Below are 16,065 nucleotides of genomic sequence, written 5' to 3'. Positions count from 1 at the left end.
TACATAGCGTAGTTTTACCGTCACCCCCTGTTCAGAGGAGTGACTGTGTCGCCTACGCACCAGCACGAGATGCCGCTGGAGATGATCCAGCGGCGTCCCGAACTCGCCGTCGAACTGCTCGCCCTGCGCTTCGGGCGTGACATCGAGGGCTTCAAGGACGCCAGGCTCGAATCCGCCGAGCTCAACGAGCGGCTTCCGGTCGAGGCCGTCGCCGACTCGGTCGTGTCCGTCGTCACACCCCACGGCAGCCGCGCCTACGTGGTCGTCGAGGTGCAGCGGCGGTTCATCGAGGCGAAGGTCTGGAAATGGCTCGCCTACGTCGGCAATCTCGCCGGCCGCCACCGGGCGCCGGTCGCGCTCGTCGTCATCTGTCTCGACGAGAAGACGGCGGCCAAGTGCGCGGAGCCGCTGTTCCCCGACTACTCCAGCGTCATTCTGGCGCCGATCGTGGTCGGACCCGCCGAACTCCGCCGATGGCTACTGATCGGTGATATCCGCGCGTCACCCGAGATAGCGACGCTCGCGGCGGTGGCGCTCAACGATCTGGAGGTCGCCGTCACCGTGGCCAACGACTTGGTCACCCGGGGTGACGAGAGAGGCTCGTTTAACTACGCTTACCTCAAGGCGTGCCTGGGGGAGCCGATCCGGAAGGAACTGGAGAAGATGATTTCCAAGACAGAGCTCTACGCGTGTCGCGAGGACGATTACTTCACCAGGCCCTTCTGGGACGCAGGGCACGACGCAGGACACAAGCAGGGCCTCGTGCAGGCCGCCGTCGTCGCGCTGCACGGTGTGCTGGCCGCACGCGGCCTCGAACTCCAGGAGCGTCACCGCGCGTTGGTCGACGCCTGCGAAGACGAAGCGGTCGTCCAGCGGTGGGTCACCCGCGCCGTCGTCGCCGCAGACGCCGACGAGGTCTTCGCCTGAAGCCGGCGAGGCGGGCACTCCCCGCCTCGCCTCCGGGGCGTTATCCGTTCGATGCGATGACGCGCGAGCCGTAGGCTTGGGGGCATGTCCCAGCACATCTTGACCGCCGTCGCGTGGCCCTACGCCAACGGCCCTCGCCACATCGGGCACGTCTCCGGGTTCGGCGTGCCTTCCGACGTCTTCAGTCGCTACCAGCGCATGGCGGGCAACAAGGTCCTGATGGTGTCGGGCACCGACGAGCACGGCACCCCCATCCAGGTGCAGGCCGACAAGGAGGGCGTGTCGGCCAGAGAGCTCGCCGACCGCTACAACAGGGTGATCGCCGAGGACCTCACCAGTCTCGGCCTGTCGTACGACCTGTTCACGCGGACCACGACGAAGAACCACTACGCCGTCACGCAGGAGATCTTCAAGGGCCTCCACGCCAACGGCTACATCTTCCCGAAGTCCACGCTCGGCGCGATCTCGCCGTCCACGGGCCGCACCCTGCCCGACCGCTACATCGAGGGCACCTGCCCGATCTGCGGTTACGACGGCGCCAGAGGCGACCAGTGCGACAACTGCGGCAACCAGCTCGACCCGGTCCAGCTGATCAACCCGAAGAGCCGCATCAACGGCGAGACCCCGGTGTTCGTCGAGACCGAGCACTTCATGCTCGACCTCCCGGCCTTCGCCGAGGTCCTGGGCGGCTACCTGCAGAGCAAGCAGGGCGAGTGGCGTCCCAACGTGCTGAAGTTCGCCCTCAACCTGCTGGGCGACCTCCAGCCGCGCGCGATCAGCCGCGACCTCGACTGGGGCGTGCCGATCCCGCTCGACGGCTGGAGCGAGCAGGCCAACAAGCGGCTGTACGTCTGGTTCGACGCCGTGATCGGTTACCTGAGCGCGAGCGTCGAGTGGGCCCGCCGCAGCGGCGACCCCGACGCCTGGCGGCAGTGGTGGCAGAACCCCGACGCCCGTGGTTATTACTTCATGGGCAAGGACAACATCGTCTTCCACGCCGAGATCTGGCCCGCCATGCTCTACGGCTACAGCGGCGTCGGCGCCAAGGGCGGCACCCCCGGCTCGCTGGGCGCGCTGAACGTGCCGTCCGAGGTCGTGTCGAGCGAGTTCCTGACGATGGAGGGCCGTAAGTTCTCCTCCTCGCGCCAGGTCGTCATCTACGTCCGCGACTTCCTCGCCCGCTACGACGCCGACGCGCTGCGCTACTACATCGCGGTCGCCGGCCCTGAGAACCAGGACACCGACTTCACCTGGCAGGAGTTCGTCAACCGCAACAACGGCGAGCTGGTCGCGGCCTGGGGCAACCTGGTCAACCGGTCGATCTCGATGGCGGCCAAGAACTTCGGCGCCGTCCCGGAGGCGGGCCAGCTCACCGACGCCGACCGCCACCTGCTCGAACGCTCCCGCAAGGCGTTCGCGCCGGTGGGTGCCGAGCTGAACCGCTCGCGCTTCAAGAACGCGATCACCGAGGCGTTCGACGTGGTCCGCGACGCCAACAAGTACCTCGCCGAGCAGGAGCCCTGGAAGATCAAGGACGACCCTGAGCGGCAGAAGTCGATCCTGTTCACCGCGCTGCAGGTGGTCGACGACGCCAAGACGCTGCTGACGCCGTTCCTGCCGTCGTCGTCCAACAAGGTCCACGCGATGCTCGGCGGCGAGGGCGTGTGGTCGGGCATGCCGGAGATCCATGAGGTCGACGAGGACGGCGGCACGCCGTACCCCGTGATCACGGGCGACTACCGCGACGGCGCGCGCTGGGAGCACCGGCCGATCCGTCCGGGCACCCCGCTGGCACCGCCGGTCCCGCTGTTCAAGAAGCTCGACCCGAAGGTCGTGGACGAGGAACTCGGCAGGCTGGGCAACCCGGACGGCCAGGCGTGAGCCAGGCGCCGCCCGCCCCGGAGCCGTTGCCCGCCGAGGTGTTCGACAGCCACTGCCATCTCGACATCATGGTGGGCGACCGGCAGGCGTCCTCCGGAGATCCCGTGGCCTTGGCCGCCCAGGCCGCGGCCGCGTCCATCGAGAGCATCGTGGCGCAGGCCCGCGCGGTCAACGTCACGCGGCTGGTGACGATCGGCTACGACCTGGCGTCCTCACGCTGGAACTGCCAGGTCGCGGCCGAGCACGCAGGTGTGTACGCCGGGGTCGCGATCCATCCCAACGACTCGGGCAAGGCGACGCCCGAGGTGCTGGCGGAGATCGAGGAACTGGCGCGGCGTGAGGTCGTGCGCGCGGTGGGGGAGACCGGGCTCGATTACTACCGCGACTGGGCCTCGCGCGACGATCAGCATGCGAGTTTCCGGGCGCACATCGAGATCGCCAAACGCACGGGCAAGGCGTTGGTGATCCACGATCGGGACGCGCACGACGACGTGCTGAAGGTGCTGGCCGCCGAGGGCGCTCCGGAGGTCGTGGTGTTCCACAGCTTCTCCGGTGACGCGGAGCTGGCCAAGAAGTGCGCCGATGCCGGATATTTCATGTCTTTTTCGGGCCCGGTTACGTACAAGAACGCCGGATACCTCCGCGCGGCGGCCTCGGTCGCGCCGACCGAACTGCTGCTGGTCGAGACCGACGCGCCGTACCTCCCGCCGGTGCCCCACCGGGGCAAGCCCAACGCGCCCTACCTCATCCCGCTGATCGTCCGCTGCCTCGCCGAGGTCAAGGGCGTCGAGCCGAAGGCGTTGTGCGAGGCGATCAGCGCCAACGGCACGACCGTCTTCGGCGACTTCTCGTGAATCGGTGGCTACGCACGGTCACCAACCGCTAGCCTCGGGCGCTCCGGTCCAACTGGAGGTAGCCCGTGCGTGGGAAGAGGCGTGCGCCGCGCCCTCGGATTCCCTGGCGCTCGCCGTGGACACCGGTGCTCTGCCTGGCCGCAGCGGCGGCCGCGGGAGCGCTGGTGGGGGCGGCGAGCCTGGCCAAGGACATCAGGCTCGTCGTCGACGGCGAGGCCGTCGCCGTGCGCAGCTTCGCCGGGTCGGTGCACGAACTGCTGTCCGACGCGGGGGTCACCGTCGGGTTCGGCGACTACCTCAGCCTGGGCGCGCAGCAGGACCTCGCCGACGGGGCCACCGTCGTGGTCAAGCGGGCCCGGCCGGTACGGCTGACCGTCGACGGGCGGACCAGCCACCGGGTGGTCACCGCGACGAACGTCGGTGACGCGCTCGACGAACTGGAGATCGGCGGTGTGGCCGGGCGGCTGTCGGCCGAACTCGGCGAGGCGGTGCCGCTGTCGGGGATGTCGCTGACGGTCTACACCGAGCGCCGGGTGCTCATCGTCGCCGACGGGAGACGGCGGTGGGCGCGGACGACGGCGGGAACCGTACGGCAGGTGCTGGCGCAGGAGCGGATCCGGGCGCCGCGCGGGTACCGGGTGACGCCGGAGCCGTCGAGTTTTCCCCGGCAGGGGGTGGTGATCAGGGTGGAGCCGGAGCGGGTGGTACTGGTCGCGCCGGAGGTCGCGCGGCTGGACTGGGCGGCGCTGGCGGCCTGCGAGTCGCGGGGGAATCCCAGGGCGTACAACGCGGCGGGGCCGTATTACGGGTTGTACCAGTTCAGCCTGGACAGTTGGCGGGCCGTGGGCGGGGGCGGAGTGCCGAGCGCGTGGCCGCCGGAGGAGCAGACCTATCGGGCGCAACTGCTCTATCAGCGGGTTCAGGGACGATGGCAGGGGCAGTGGCCACACTGCGGCGGGCGGCTGTTCGGGCGGTGAGCCGGGCCCCGTTCGACCTGGGTGGTTCGCCGGTGCGGGAGACTGGTTGGATGATGGACCTGTTGGGCCCGGTGGAGATTCGCAGTCTGGCGGAGAAGCTCGATCTTCGTCCTACGAAGAAACTGGGGCAGAACTTCGTGATCGACGGCGGCACCGTACGCCGGATCGTGCGGGTGGCCGAGGTCGAGGCCGACGATGTGGTCATCGAGGTCGGTCCTGGGCTGGGATCGCTGACGCTGGCGCTGCTGGGGGCGGCGCGGCATGTGGTCGCGGTCGAGATCGACCCGGTGCTGGCGGGGCAGTTGCCGGTCACGGTGGCGGCGCGGGGGCTCGGTGACCGGCTGACGGTGGTGGAGGCGGACGCGCTGAAACTAACCCCCACCCACTTGTCCGGATATTTGCCGACAGCGTTGGTGGCGAACCTTCCGTATAACGTCGCGGTGCCTGTGGTGCTTCACCTGCTTGAGGTGCTTCCGTCGCTGCGGAAGGGGCTGGTGATGGTCCAGTCCGAGGTGGCCGACAGGCTGGCGGCCGGGCCCGGATCCAAGGTGTACGGCGTGCCGTCGGTCAAGGCCGCCTGGTACGCGGATGTGCGGCGGGCCGGGCCGGTGGGCCGTACCGTCTTCTGGCCGGTGCCGAACGTCGACTCCGGGCTGGTGGCCTTCACCCGCCGCGAGCCGCCCACCACGACGGCCACCCGTCGGCAGGTGTTCGCCGTCATCGATGCGGCGTTCGCGCAGCGCCGTAAGACGCTGCGGGCGGCGCTGTCGGGGTGGGCCGGATCCCCGGCGCGGGCGGAGGAGGCGCTCAGGGCGGCGGGCGTGGACCCGTCGGCGCGCGGCGAGCAGATCGACGTCGAGGCTTTCGCCAGAATCGCGGAGAACACCCCCTCCCAGCCGCCCGCCTGAGGCCCCGCCGGCCTGTCGCGTCAGGGGCGCGCCTGAAGCCGTCCGTTGGCGGCCAGCAGGCTCACGGCGCGCACGGTCGCGTAGCCGCGCCAGTCCAGCACGCCCGACGGGGAGACCTTGAGGTAGTCGACCTCCCAGCCGCCGTCGTCCCGCTGCTCGGCGATCACCCGGTCCAGATCCGCCGCGATCACGTCGGCGGCGAACAGCTCCCGCGCAGGGCGTCCGGGCTCCGGCGCGAAATCCAGCGGGCGCAGCGCCTCGTCCTCCGTCCCGCCCTCGACATGTACCCGCCCGTCGGCCGGGATGTACTGGGCGAGCCGCTTGAGCAGGTCCGCCGCCTCCGGATGCCGCTCGTGGACGGCGTCCAGGAACCGTACGGCGAACAACAGCACGTACGCGGGCGGCGCCGTGTCCATGGCCGCGATGGCGTCCAGGCAGTAGCGGGTCGCCCGCTCCAGCCAAGGATGCCGGGCGACGTCCGGATCGTGCGCGGCCACCCGATGCGCGGCTGCGGCCGTCACCGACGTGATCTGCAACGACGAGCCCGCCGTGTCCGCCCCGCGCCACCACGGAGCCGTGGCCGCCCCACTGGCCATCGGCAGCGCGAACGGCACGCCGCCGTCGGGCAGCGACACGGACTCCAGCCAATCGCACAGCGCTGCGGCATGCGGACTCGTCGCGGGTGCGATCTCCTCGAACACCTCGAACGCGTGCAGCGCCGCTCCGGGCTGGCTCTCCGGGGCGCGGAGGTCGGCCTCCAGGCCCCAGCCGTACCCGCCGTCCGGGTTTCTGTAACCATCCAAAGCAGCCAGTACGCCGGAGGGGTGGCCGCCGCCGGTGATGAGCTCGAACCGCCGCCGGTCGAGGACTCTCGCATGCCCAGCCATGAAATCCTGGATCACTGCGATGTCTATGGCCATGTCGCACCTCGATATCCGTTTCGTGATGTCCCGCAACCTTCCTCGGAAAGGCCCGTGGGTTGCCTGTCTCCTATCCTCTGACCAGGCCACTTACCCGTCTTGCAAGAACCGGACGCCGTACGGGGACTCGGGCTTCGGGTCGGCGCTGACCGTGATTCCTGGCGGGGTGAGGCTGTGCGGGGACTCGGGCTTCGGGTCGGCGCTGACCGTGATTCCTGGCGGGGTGAGGCTGTGCGGGAGCTCGGGCTTCGGGTCGGCGCGGCGAACCTGACCGCGATCCCTGGCAGCGCATGGAGGAGCACCACCCTTCCGGCGCCGTTATCCACAGCCCGCTCCTGGCGTCACACACTCATCCACAGAATCCCGTTCTGCTTCCCGAAGGGCCCGCCCGGCGTTCGATCCTGACCTCCCACCCGCAACGCCCTTCACGGGAGGCCGTCGATGACCACATGCTCCTGCCGCCTCAAGCGGCTCACCCTGACCGGAGGCGTCCTGGCCGCCCTCATGGCTGCCCCAACGGCGATGTCGAACTGCCCCCTCGATATCTCGGTGGCCTCCAACCATCCGTCGATGCCGCCGCACACCTCGCCGACCACATCGACATCGAGCCGCTCACCGTTCACCCTGAGACCCGAAACGCCTCTCAACCACCTGGCCACCGCTGTGCCCAGGCAGATCTGCACAGCGCCCGCTCAGGCCCCAGAGCGGCCGCCTCGGCCATTCGTGTCCGCCTTCCACCGCTCCATACCCACGCGCGTCCACCTCGCGCGATGGGCTGTGCCCGAAAGCGTCCACCTCGCGCGATGGGCTGTACCCGAAAGCGTCCGCTTGGCGCGGTGGGTTGTGCCCGAGCGCGTCCACCTCGCGCGGTGGTTCGTGCCCGAAAGTAGCCACCTCGCGCGGCGGCTTGTGTCTGAGCGCGTTCACCCGGCGCAGCGGTTCGTGCCCGGAAGTGTCCACCTTCCGCAGCGGGTCCTGTCCGAGCGCGGTCACCTTGTGCAGTGGGTTGTGCCCGAGCGTGTTCGCATGGCGCGGTGGGTTGTGTCCGAGAAGCCCGATCCCACCGCACCAGACCCCGCCCACGACCGATCGAACGCCGACCCCTCCGAACTTCGGCGCACCCCACCCAAAGTCCGCATCAAGACCACAGCCCTCGTCGTTCACCCCAGCCATCTCCCGGTCTTCGAGGAGAGATTCCGACACCACCGCCACGTGCTCAGCCACACAGCCGCTGTGCGCGAGCGCACCCGCCGCGAGCGCGAAGCAGTTTCCGGCGCTCACTTCGCCTCCGCCCACCCCACGCCGCCGGTGCCAGATGCCGAGCCTGCGCCCAGGCCCGTGCCCACCCCGACCCCCGCGTCAGGGGTCCGTTCTGTGTCAGTGGCTTCCGCGTCAGGGGTCCGTTCTGTGTCAGTGGCTTCCGCGTCAGGGGTCCGTTCTGTGTCAGTGGCTCCCGCCTCAGGGGTCCGCTCCGCACCAGAGGCTCCCGAGTCAGAGACCTCCTTCATGCCAGCGGCTCCCGAGTCACAGACACGCTCCACGTCAGAGGCTCTCGCACCACCGGACGAGTCCGCAGCAGGCATCTTCCCCGTGCCTGGCACGGTCTTCTCCGTGCCCCATACGGGCTCCGTGTCCGGTGCAGGCTCCCTGTCCGGCGTGAGTTCGCATGACGCGGCCTACATATCTGCGGCCGGCGACGAGCGGTTGCTCATGAGGGCCGACACCAGGCAATCGACTCTTCCGGCCGACGGCACGTGGCGGCCCCTGCGGGCCGACGGCAAGCGGTCGCTCCTGCAAGTCGACAGTGAGCGGTCGTCCGTCCAAGTCGCCGGCGAGTGGTCGCTTACCCACGTGGATGGTGAGTGGCTCCTCACTCGCGCTGACGGCTGGCGGTCGGATCTGCAGGCCGATGGCGAGAGGTCGACTTCGCAGGCCGACAACTTGGGGGCCAATGGCGAGCGGAGGACTTTGCACGGCGACCGCAAGCGCTCGTATTCAGGAAGCGGCGGCGACTGGCCGAGACTGCGTGCCGACAGTCAGCATTCGACTCCGAGGTCTGTCACCATGCGGTCGGTCGCGAGGGTGGGCGTCAAGCGGTCAGCTCTGAGGGTGGGCGTCAAGCGGTCGACTCTGAGGTCTGTCACCACGCGGTCGGCCGCGAGGGTGGGCGCCAAGAGGTCAGTTCCGACGTCTGGAAGCGTGATATCCGCCAGAGGCGAGGTAGCCGCCAGGGCGGCCCTGCGTCAGCTCGGCATCCCGTTCTCTTGGGGTGGCGGGTCTCCCACCGGCCCGACCCGGGGCGTGGGGCGCGGCGCACGAACCACCGGCTTCGACTGCAGCGGCCTCACCCTCTATGCCTGGTCGCAGGCAGGTGTGAAGCTGCCCCGCCACACCGGAGCTCAGTTCCGTCAGGGCCGCCGCATCACGTTGAAGGACCTTCGCAGAGGCGATCTCGTTTTCTTCGGTGGCGGTTCCGGTGATCCAACGCACGTCGGCCTGTACGTCGGCCGAGGCACCATGATCCACGCCCCCAAGACCGGAGATGTCGTCAGAAAGACCCCCTTCCTCGGTTCGACGTACTTCAGATCCACCTTCCGTGGTGCCGTCCGCCCTTCCTGACGGACCGCAGAAGTGCTCCACCGCCGATCTCGGTCAGCGTCTCCGCACTGTGTAGTGCCCAGACCGGGTCAACCCGTAGTCCCCACTCGGGCCGCCCACAATGCCCCGGTTGGGGCGGCCTGCCCGCTGCGCCCAGCAGAGCTGGTTTGCGGCGTTCCGGTTGGATCTGCTCGCGGTGGCCCGGGTCGGGGTGGCCAACCCCGTGGTGGTGGTTGGTTCGGTCTGTGGTGCTTGGGTTGGGGTGGGCAATTTCGTGGTGTGCTGGTTGGGGTGGCTTGTGGTGGTTTGGTTGGTTCGGTTTGCGGGGCTTGGGTTGGGGTGGGCAATTTCGTGGTGTGCTGGTTGGGGTGGCTTGTGGTGGTTTGGTTGGCTCGGTTTGCGGGGCTCGGGTTGAGGCGGGCAACTTCGTGGTGCGCCGGCTGGGGTGGCCTGCGGTACTCCGGTCGGGCCAACCGCTGATGCCCTGCTGAGGCGATCCACGATGTCCCAGTCGGGCCGGTCCACGATGCCCAATTGGGCCGACCCGCAGTGCCCCGGCCGGGTCGGCTCACGGGCACGGCTGGGCTGGCCCGGTTGACTCCAGACTCTTCCGGACGATCGGTGTCGCCCTAGCCAATGCCCAGTTGACCCGGCCGGGCTCAACGCGCCCCCGGTTCCGCCGACTCAGCCGGCCTAACGGAGGCGACTGTCTCAACTCGCCACCCCACTCGACGATGGTTGAGGGATCTCGCCAGTTTGTGGACGACTCAATTGCGTGGACGTGGTCGTCAGGGCTGTCCATGGCATCGAGGAAGGGGAGGCGGGGCTGGGGAGGTGGGCGGTGGGTCTGCGTGTGAAGTGCATCGCCTGAACGTGGTCGTGGATGTCGCCCATGGCTGCGAAGGTGGTCGTGGATGTCGCTCATGGGTGCGAGGGTGGTCGTGGACGTCGCCCATGACTGCGTGGGGGAGAGATATGTGGCGATTGCGATATGGAGAGCATCCACGGTGATATTCGTCATGGCCGTCGGATTTACCAGGGTGACAATTAGGGTTGAGTCGGACAACGTGTTGAGACCTTGGTCGGCGGGCGGGTCTGCCCCGCTACGATCGACATCCTTGAATCCGAGGCGATGAAAGTGGAAAGAGATCGATGAGTTCGGTGACCGTACGGGTGCCCGCCAAGGTCAACGTGCAACTTTCCGTGGGTCCGCTTCGGGACGACGGCTACCACGATCTCGTGAACGTTTTCCACGCGGTCTCGATCTTCGACGAGGTGGAAGCCAGGGAGTCCGAGCGGCTGAGCGTCAGGGTGAGCGGGGAGTCCGCCGAACTGGTCCCCGTCGACGACAGCAACCTGGCCATCCAGGCCGCACGTGCGCTGGCCAAGCACGCCGGGCGGGCGTACGGCGTCGATCTGGTGATTCGTAAGGCGATCCCCGTGGCAGGCGGCATGGCCGGTGGCAGCGCCGACGCGGCGGGTGCGCTGGTCGCGTGCAACGAGCTGTGGGGGATCGGGCTGCCGCTCGACGACCTCATGGAGATCGCCGCTGATCTGGGCAGTGACGTACCGTTCTCGATGATCGGGGGGACGGCCATCGGCACGGGGCGTGGTGAGCAGCTCAGCGAACTGGAGACCAACGGCACGTTCCACTGGGTGCTCGCCGTCGCCGACGGCGGGCTCTCGACGGCCACGGTGTATCGCGAGTGCGACCGTATCCGTGAGGCGAGCGGCGAACAGGTGGCATGGCCGCAGGTCAGCGAGCCGCTGCTGGCAGCGTTGCGCACCGGCGACGCGCGGGCGCTCGGTGACGCCTTGGTCAACGACCTGCAGCCTGCCGCGCTGATGCTGCGGCACAGCCTGGCACGCACGCTGGAGGCCGGGCGGGAGTTCGGGGCACTGGGTTCGCTCGTGTCAGGATCCGGGCCGACGTGTGCGTTCCTCGCGGCGGATGCGGAGCATGCGGCGGATCTCGCCGCCGCCATCGCGGGCACGGGGGTCTGCCGATCGACCTCCACCGCGTATGGTCCCGTCGGAGGGGCCCAACTCGTCTGACCGGGTGAGCCGGAACCTGTCGCTCCGCCATCGCGGGCAGTACGCGCGATGATGGGCGTCGGCCTTGGGCGGTACGAGGGCACCGGGTGGGTGTCAGTAGGGCGCCGGGTGGGCGGTTGCGAGGGCACCGCGTGGGGTGGTCACAAGAGCACCGAATGGGCCGTCACTAGGGCACCGACTTTCTCGCAGGCACCATTACGGGTCTTTGATGAAGAGGCTCGGCGGGAGCCAGGGTGTGGCCTGGGCCGGTCGCCTCGAACGGTGCGCAACGGGGTGTGCGCCACTTTGAGTGCTGTGCCTGTCCTGGTGTTCGGATTTCGGGGTCGTGCGCTGCCGGTGGCTTGATTCGTGGGGTGCTGACCGGGCAGTTGGTGCTGGATGCGACTCGCGTGGCGGCGACCACCGTCCGTCCACGGCCGAACTGCTGCGCGCGCTGCCGTCCGTCCCCTCCCTCCTCGTACGGCTGGCCCGCCAGCCCCGCGCGGTCGCGGACTTCCTGCGCTGGTGGGACCACATGGTCGGGCGTGGTTGAAATCCGGTTCCGGCTCGCGGGGCCGGTCGCCTTGGGTGGTGTGTTACGGGGCGTGCGCTGCTTTGAGCGCTGTGTCTGCCGTGGTTGCCGACACGGCCGATGCGGATGCAGTGCCGGGCGTGCTCACCAGTCGCCGCGCGCCGCTGCTGACCGTTGGTGGGTTGGCGCGAAGCCGCAGGTGCTTGCGTGGGTTGAGTCGGCCAGGAGGTTCGGTCCGGTTCGGTCCGGTTCGGTCCGCTTCGGTCGTGCGACCTGGAGCGTAGGAGCAGGCTCCTAGGGGACCGTCCCGAAGAACGGTTCCTGAGCAGGACGAAAACGGCTCGCCGCAGCGGGACGCTTGAAGCATGATCGACGTCATCCGGTCCGAATGGACCAAAATCCGTTCGGTCCGCTCCACGGTGTGGACGCTGGCCGTCACCGCCATCCTGATGGTGGGTTTCTCGATTCTGCTGCACGTCGTGAACGAGGCGTCCGGAAGGGGCCCGATCACGGGCGACGAAGCGGTCTCGATGAGCGTCAGCGGGACGATGTTCGCCTCGCTGTCCATGGCCACACTGGGCGTGCTGGTGATCTCCGGCGAGTACCGTACCGGCGGGATCCGTACCTCGCTCACCGCCGTTCCTCGGCGGATGCGTCTGCTGACGGCCAAGATCCTGGCATTCGCCGGGGTGGCGCTGGTCGTCTCGCTGGTGGCCTCCGTGGTCGCGGTGGGTGCCGGGCTGCTGGTGTCCCAGCCGCCGTCGGTGGACATGGGCGAGGTGGTGCGGGCCGTCACGGGGGCGGGCCTGTACCTCATGGCGTGCGGGCTGTTCGGCCTGGGGCTGGGTACGGTGATCAGGCACACGCCGGGCGCGATCGTCACAGTTATCGCGCTGATGCAGTTCCTGCCCACGTTGTCCGGCCAGCTTCCGCCCGAGTGGGGCCCGGTCGTGGCCAGTTACTTCACCACGAACGCCGGAGCGCTGATCGTCTCGGGCCAGAGCAACGAGTACCTGGGCCCGTTGAGCGGGTTCGGGGTGTACCTGGTGTGGGTGGCCGTGACGGTCGCGGCAGGCGCGGTACTGCTGCAGCGCAGGGACGCCTAATGGGCCGGAAATCGAATCTCGGCCGCACCGCGTGAGCCGCACCGCGTGGGTCGCGCCGGGTGAGCGGCACCGGGTGAGCCGTACCACGTGCGTTGTGTCCGGCACCAAGTTCCTGGGCGGCACCCTGGATCAGGATGTCGGTGGTGCACGATCCAGACGGCGGAACACCAGCCGGGCGGAGCCGATACGCTGGTACTGCGATGAATTTGGTCAATCTTGAGTCAGTCTCCCACGCCTACGGCCCCAAGCCGCTCCTCCACGACGTCTCCCTGGGCATCGCCGCCGGTGAACGCGTCGGCGTCGTGGGCCGTAACGGTGGCGGCAAGACGACGCTGCTGTCCGTGCTCGCGGGCCTGCTGCGCCCCGACACCGGCCGGGTGACGCACAATCGGGGCCTTCGGGTCGGATTCCTCTCGCAGCAGGACACGATGGACCCAGCGGCGACGGTGGGTGAGATCGTCCTCGGTGTGCGGGCAGAGCACGAGTGGGCGGGCGACCAGGGCGTACGCGAGATCCTCGCGAACCTCATCGGCGACCTCGACCTGGGCTCCCGGGTCGGTGAGTTGTCGGGCGGTGAGCGGCGGCGCACCGCGCTGGCCAAACTGCTCGTCGACGAGCACGAGCTGATCATGCTGGACGAGCCCACGAACCACCTCGACATCGAGGCGATCGCGTGGCTGGCCGGGCATCTGGCGGCGCGCAGGAGCGCGCTGGTGGTGGTGACGCACGACCGGTGGTTCCTCGACGCCGTGTCGATGCGCACGTGGGAGGTCGTGGACGGCCGGGTCGAGCGCTACGAGGGCGGTTACGCGGCCTATGTGCTGGCGAAGGCCGAGCGGGCCAGGATCGCCCAGGCCGCGGAGGAGCGCAGGCAGAACCTCATGCGCAAGGAGATCGCCTGGTTGCGCAGGGGCCCGCCCGCGCGGACGTCGAAGCCGAAGTTCCGCATCGAGGCCGCCCAGGCGCTGATCGCGAACGAGCCGCCGCCTCGGGAGAGCGTGGAACTGGTCAAGTTCGCGACGGCGCGGCTCGGTAAGACGGTGTACGACCTGGAGAACGTCACGCTGCACGCGGGCGGTCCCGGAAGCGGCCCGCTGGTGCTCGACGAGTGCACATGGCAGTTCGGCCCGGGTGACCGGATCGGGCTCATCGGCGTGAACGGCTCGGGCAAGTCGTCGGTGCTGCGGCTGCTCGCCGACACCGTACGGCCTGACGAGGGGCGGGTCGTGCGCGGCAAGACGGTGCGGCTCGCGCACCTGTCGCAGGAACTGGCCGAACTCGACCCGCAGCGGCGGGTGCTGGAGACGGTCGAGGAGATCCGTAAGTACATCACGGTCGGCAAGCGCGAATGGACGGCGTCGCAGCTTCTGGAGCGCCTGGGCTTCAAGGGCGAGGCGCAGTGGAAGGTCGTCGGCGAGTTGTCGGGCGGCGAGCGGCGCCGGTTGCAGTTGCTGCGGCTGCTCATGGACGACCCCAACGTGCTCCTGCTCGACGAGCCGACCAACGACCTCGACATCGAGACGCTCAACGAGCTGGAGGACCTGCTCGACGGCTGGCCCGGCACGCTCGTGCTGGTGACGCACGACCGCTACTTCCTGGAGCGGGTGGCCGACCGGTGCGTCGCGTTGCTCGGTGACGGGAAGCTGTCGATGCTGCCCGGCGGGGTGGAGGAGTATCTCGAACGGCGGGCGGCGGGCAACGCGGTGACGGCCCGTGCGGGCATGCCCCCGGAGGCGGTGGCGGCGGTCGAGCCGGTGTCGGCGGGCCGCTCGGCCAAGGAGGAGCGGGAACTGCGCAAGGAGCTGAACCGGCTGGAGCGCCAGCTCGACAAGCTCCACGAGCAGGAGTCGCGGCTGCACGCGCGGATGGCCGAGGCGGCCAGCGACTACGCCAAGCTGGGTTCGCTGGATGCCGAGCTGAAGGAGATCCAGGGCCAGGTGTCGGCGGTGGAGGCCGACTGGATGGAACTCGCCGACCGCCTCGGGGAGTGATCAGGTGTCGAACGGCGTCAGCAGGGTACGCAGAAGTCCGGCGAGAACTGCCTGTTCGGCGCCGCCGAGTCCGACCAGCAGGTCGTGCTCACGGCGCAGCAGGTCGGCGAAGGCGGCGTCCACGCGCTGCTGACCTCTTTCGGTCAGCGACACGAGGACGCCTCTGCGGTCCTCCGGGTCGGGGCGGCGGCGCACGAGTTGGGCCTGGGCCAGGCGGTCGATCCGGTTGGTCATGGTGCCCGAGGTGACGAGGGTGGCGCGCAGGAGGGTCCCGGGCGACAACTCGTACGGTTTGCCCGCTCGCCGCAGCGCGGTGAGCACGTCGAACTCCCACGGTTCGAGGTCGTGTTCGGCGAAGGCGGCCCGCCGCGCCCGGTCGAGGTGTTTGGCGAGGCGGGACACGCGTGACAGCACCTGGAGGGGTTCGACGTCGAGGTCGGGCCGTTCGGTTCGCCAGGCGGCGACGAGTCGGTCGACCTCGTCCTCGGGGCGCTGCGCTTCGCTCATGGCAGCAGTGTACTATCTTGACATCGAGATATATATCTCGGTATCAACTATCTTTATGTCGAGAGATATCTGGGACCCGTCCACGTACTCCCGATACGCCGACGAGCGTGCGCGGCCGTTCTTCGAACTGATCGCGCGCATCCAGGCCGACCAGCCTGATTATGTCGTCGACGCGGGCTGCGGGACAGGGGAATCGACGGCGGAACTCACCCGCCGATGGCCGCACGCGACGGTCGAGGGCTTCGACTCCTCGCCCGCGATGATCGCGACGGCGCGGGAGAACGTCCCGGAAGGCCGCTACACGGTGGCCGACGTGACCCTCTGGCGCCCCGACCGCCCTGTGGACGTGCTCGTCTCCAACGCCGTCCTCCACTGGGTGCCCACGCACCGTGACCTGCTCGCCCACTGGGTCGAACTGCTGTCACCGGGCGGCTGGCTGGCCTTCCAGGTGCCGGGCAACTTCGCCGCGCCGAGCCACCGGCTGATCCGCGAACTCTGCCGCAGCGAGCGGTGGCGGGAGCGGCTGGGCGACCTCGACCGGCCCTCGCCCGTGGACGACCCGCCCGCGTACCTGGAGCTGATGAGCGGCCTCGGCTGCCGGGTGGACGCCTGGGAGACGACGTACACGCAGGTCCTGCAAGGCGAGGACGCGGTGCTGACCTGGCTCACGGGGACGACGCTCCGGCCCGTCCTGGACCGGCTGACGCCTCAGGAGCAACAGGAGTACCGCACGCAACTCCGGGACCTGCTCGCCGAGGCGTATCCGGCAGGGGAGTTCGGCACGGTCTTCCCGTTCCGCCGCGTCTTCGTGGTGGCGCAGGTGTCCTGAA

The 16,065-nt window shown here is 69.1% G+C and carries 13 protein-coding genes; 10 read left to right on the top strand and 3 right to left on the bottom strand.

Annotation, left to right across the window (positions count from 1 at the left end; all coding sequences use genetic code 11):
• The first annotated feature begins 45 nt into the window (after positions 1–45).
• From ABD120_RS25810 to rsmA, 5 genes are all read left to right on the top strand, one after another.
• Entirely contained in the window at positions 46–927 is an 882-nt protein-coding gene (locus tag ABD120_RS25810) for a hypothetical protein (protein WP_343952646.1), read from the top strand.
• An 84-nt stretch (positions 928–1,011) separates the two neighbouring features.
• Positions 1,012–2,808, top strand: coding sequence for a methionine--tRNA ligase (gene metG, locus ABD120_RS25805; protein WP_343952645.1), 1,797 nt, complete (start codon positions 1,012–1,014; stop codon positions 2,806–2,808).
• Positions 2,805–3,662, top strand: a complete 858-nt coding sequence (locus ABD120_RS25800; protein ID WP_343952644.1) for a TatD family hydrolase — start codon at positions 2,805–2,807, stop codon at positions 3,660–3,662. Before metG ends, ABD120_RS25800 begins: the two co-directional genes overlap by 4 nt.
• 65 nt (positions 3,663–3,727) lie before the next feature.
• On the top strand, positions 3,728–4,639 hold the full coding sequence (locus ABD120_RS25795) for a resuscitation-promoting factor (RefSeq protein WP_343952642.1): 912 nt from the start codon (positions 3,728–3,730) through the stop codon (positions 4,637–4,639).
• 53 nt (positions 4,640–4,692) lie between these two features.
• Positions 4,693–5,547 (top strand): 16S rRNA (adenine(1518)-N(6)/adenine(1519)-N(6))-dimethyltransferase RsmA, encoded by an 855-nt coding sequence (gene rsmA, locus ABD120_RS25790; RefSeq protein WP_343952716.1) that lies wholly within the window; start codon positions 4,693–4,695, stop codon positions 5,545–5,547.
• Positions 5,548–5,567: 20 nt separating this feature from the next.
• On the opposite strand, the gene ABD120_RS25785 is transcribed toward rsmA, so the two are convergent.
• Positions 5,568–6,467, bottom strand: a complete 900-nt coding sequence (locus tag ABD120_RS25785) for a hypothetical protein (RefSeq protein WP_343952641.1) — start codon at positions 6,465–6,467, stop codon at positions 5,568–5,570.
• A gap of 425 nt (positions 6,468–6,892) precedes the next feature.
• Entirely contained in the window at positions 6,893–7,150 is a 258-nt protein-coding gene (locus ABD120_RS25780) for a hypothetical protein (RefSeq protein ID WP_343952640.1), read from the bottom strand.
• 973 nt (positions 7,151–8,123) lie between these two features.
• On the opposite strand from ABD120_RS25780, the gene ABD120_RS25775 reads away from it, so the two are divergent.
• The 4 genes from ABD120_RS25775 (at position 8,124) to ABD120_RS25760 (ending at position 14,728) form a co-directional block, all read left to right on the top strand.
• Positions 8,124–9,086, top strand: a complete 963-nt coding sequence (locus ABD120_RS25775) for a C40 family peptidase (RefSeq protein WP_343952639.1) — start codon at positions 8,124–8,126, stop codon at positions 9,084–9,086.
• 1,131 nt (positions 9,087–10,217) lie between these two features.
• Positions 10,218–11,120: a 4-(cytidine 5'-diphospho)-2-C-methyl-D-erythritol kinase gene (locus tag ABD120_RS25770; protein WP_343952638.1), complete on the top strand. Its 903-nt coding sequence runs from the start codon at positions 10,218–10,220 to the stop codon at positions 11,118–11,120.
• A gap of 876 nt (positions 11,121–11,996) precedes the next feature.
• Positions 11,997–12,737 (top strand): ABC transporter permease, encoded by a 741-nt coding sequence (locus ABD120_RS25765; RefSeq protein ID WP_343952637.1) that lies wholly within the window; start codon positions 11,997–11,999, stop codon positions 12,735–12,737.
• Positions 12,738–12,937: 200 nt separating this feature from the next.
• Positions 12,938–14,728 (top strand): ABC-F family ATP-binding cassette domain-containing protein, encoded by a 1,791-nt coding sequence (locus tag ABD120_RS25760; RefSeq protein ID WP_343952636.1) that lies wholly within the window; start codon positions 12,938–12,940, stop codon positions 14,726–14,728.
• Here ABD120_RS25760 and ABD120_RS25755 read toward each other — a convergent pair whose 3' ends face one another.
• Positions 14,729–15,235 (bottom strand): MarR family winged helix-turn-helix transcriptional regulator, encoded by a 507-nt coding sequence (locus tag ABD120_RS25755; protein WP_343952635.1) that lies wholly within the window; start codon positions 15,233–15,235, stop codon positions 14,729–14,731.
• Positions 15,236–15,290: 55 nt separating this feature from the next.
• On the opposite strand from ABD120_RS25755, the gene ABD120_RS25750 reads away from it, so the two are divergent.
• The gene (locus ABD120_RS25750; protein ID WP_343952634.1) at positions 15,291–16,064 is read left to right on the top strand and encodes a trans-aconitate 2-methyltransferase; all 774 of its coding nucleotides are present in this window, start codon (positions 15,291–15,293) and stop codon (positions 16,062–16,064) included.
• Position 16,065: the final 1 nt, after the last annotated feature.

The sequence above is a fragment of the Nonomuraea longicatena genome (assembly GCF_039525605.1).
In the GTDB taxonomy this organism is placed as follows: Bacteria; Actinomycetota; Actinomycetes; order Streptosporangiales; family Streptosporangiaceae; genus Nonomuraea; species Nonomuraea longicatena.
This window is presented reverse-complemented; position numbering and strand designations above follow the sequence as displayed.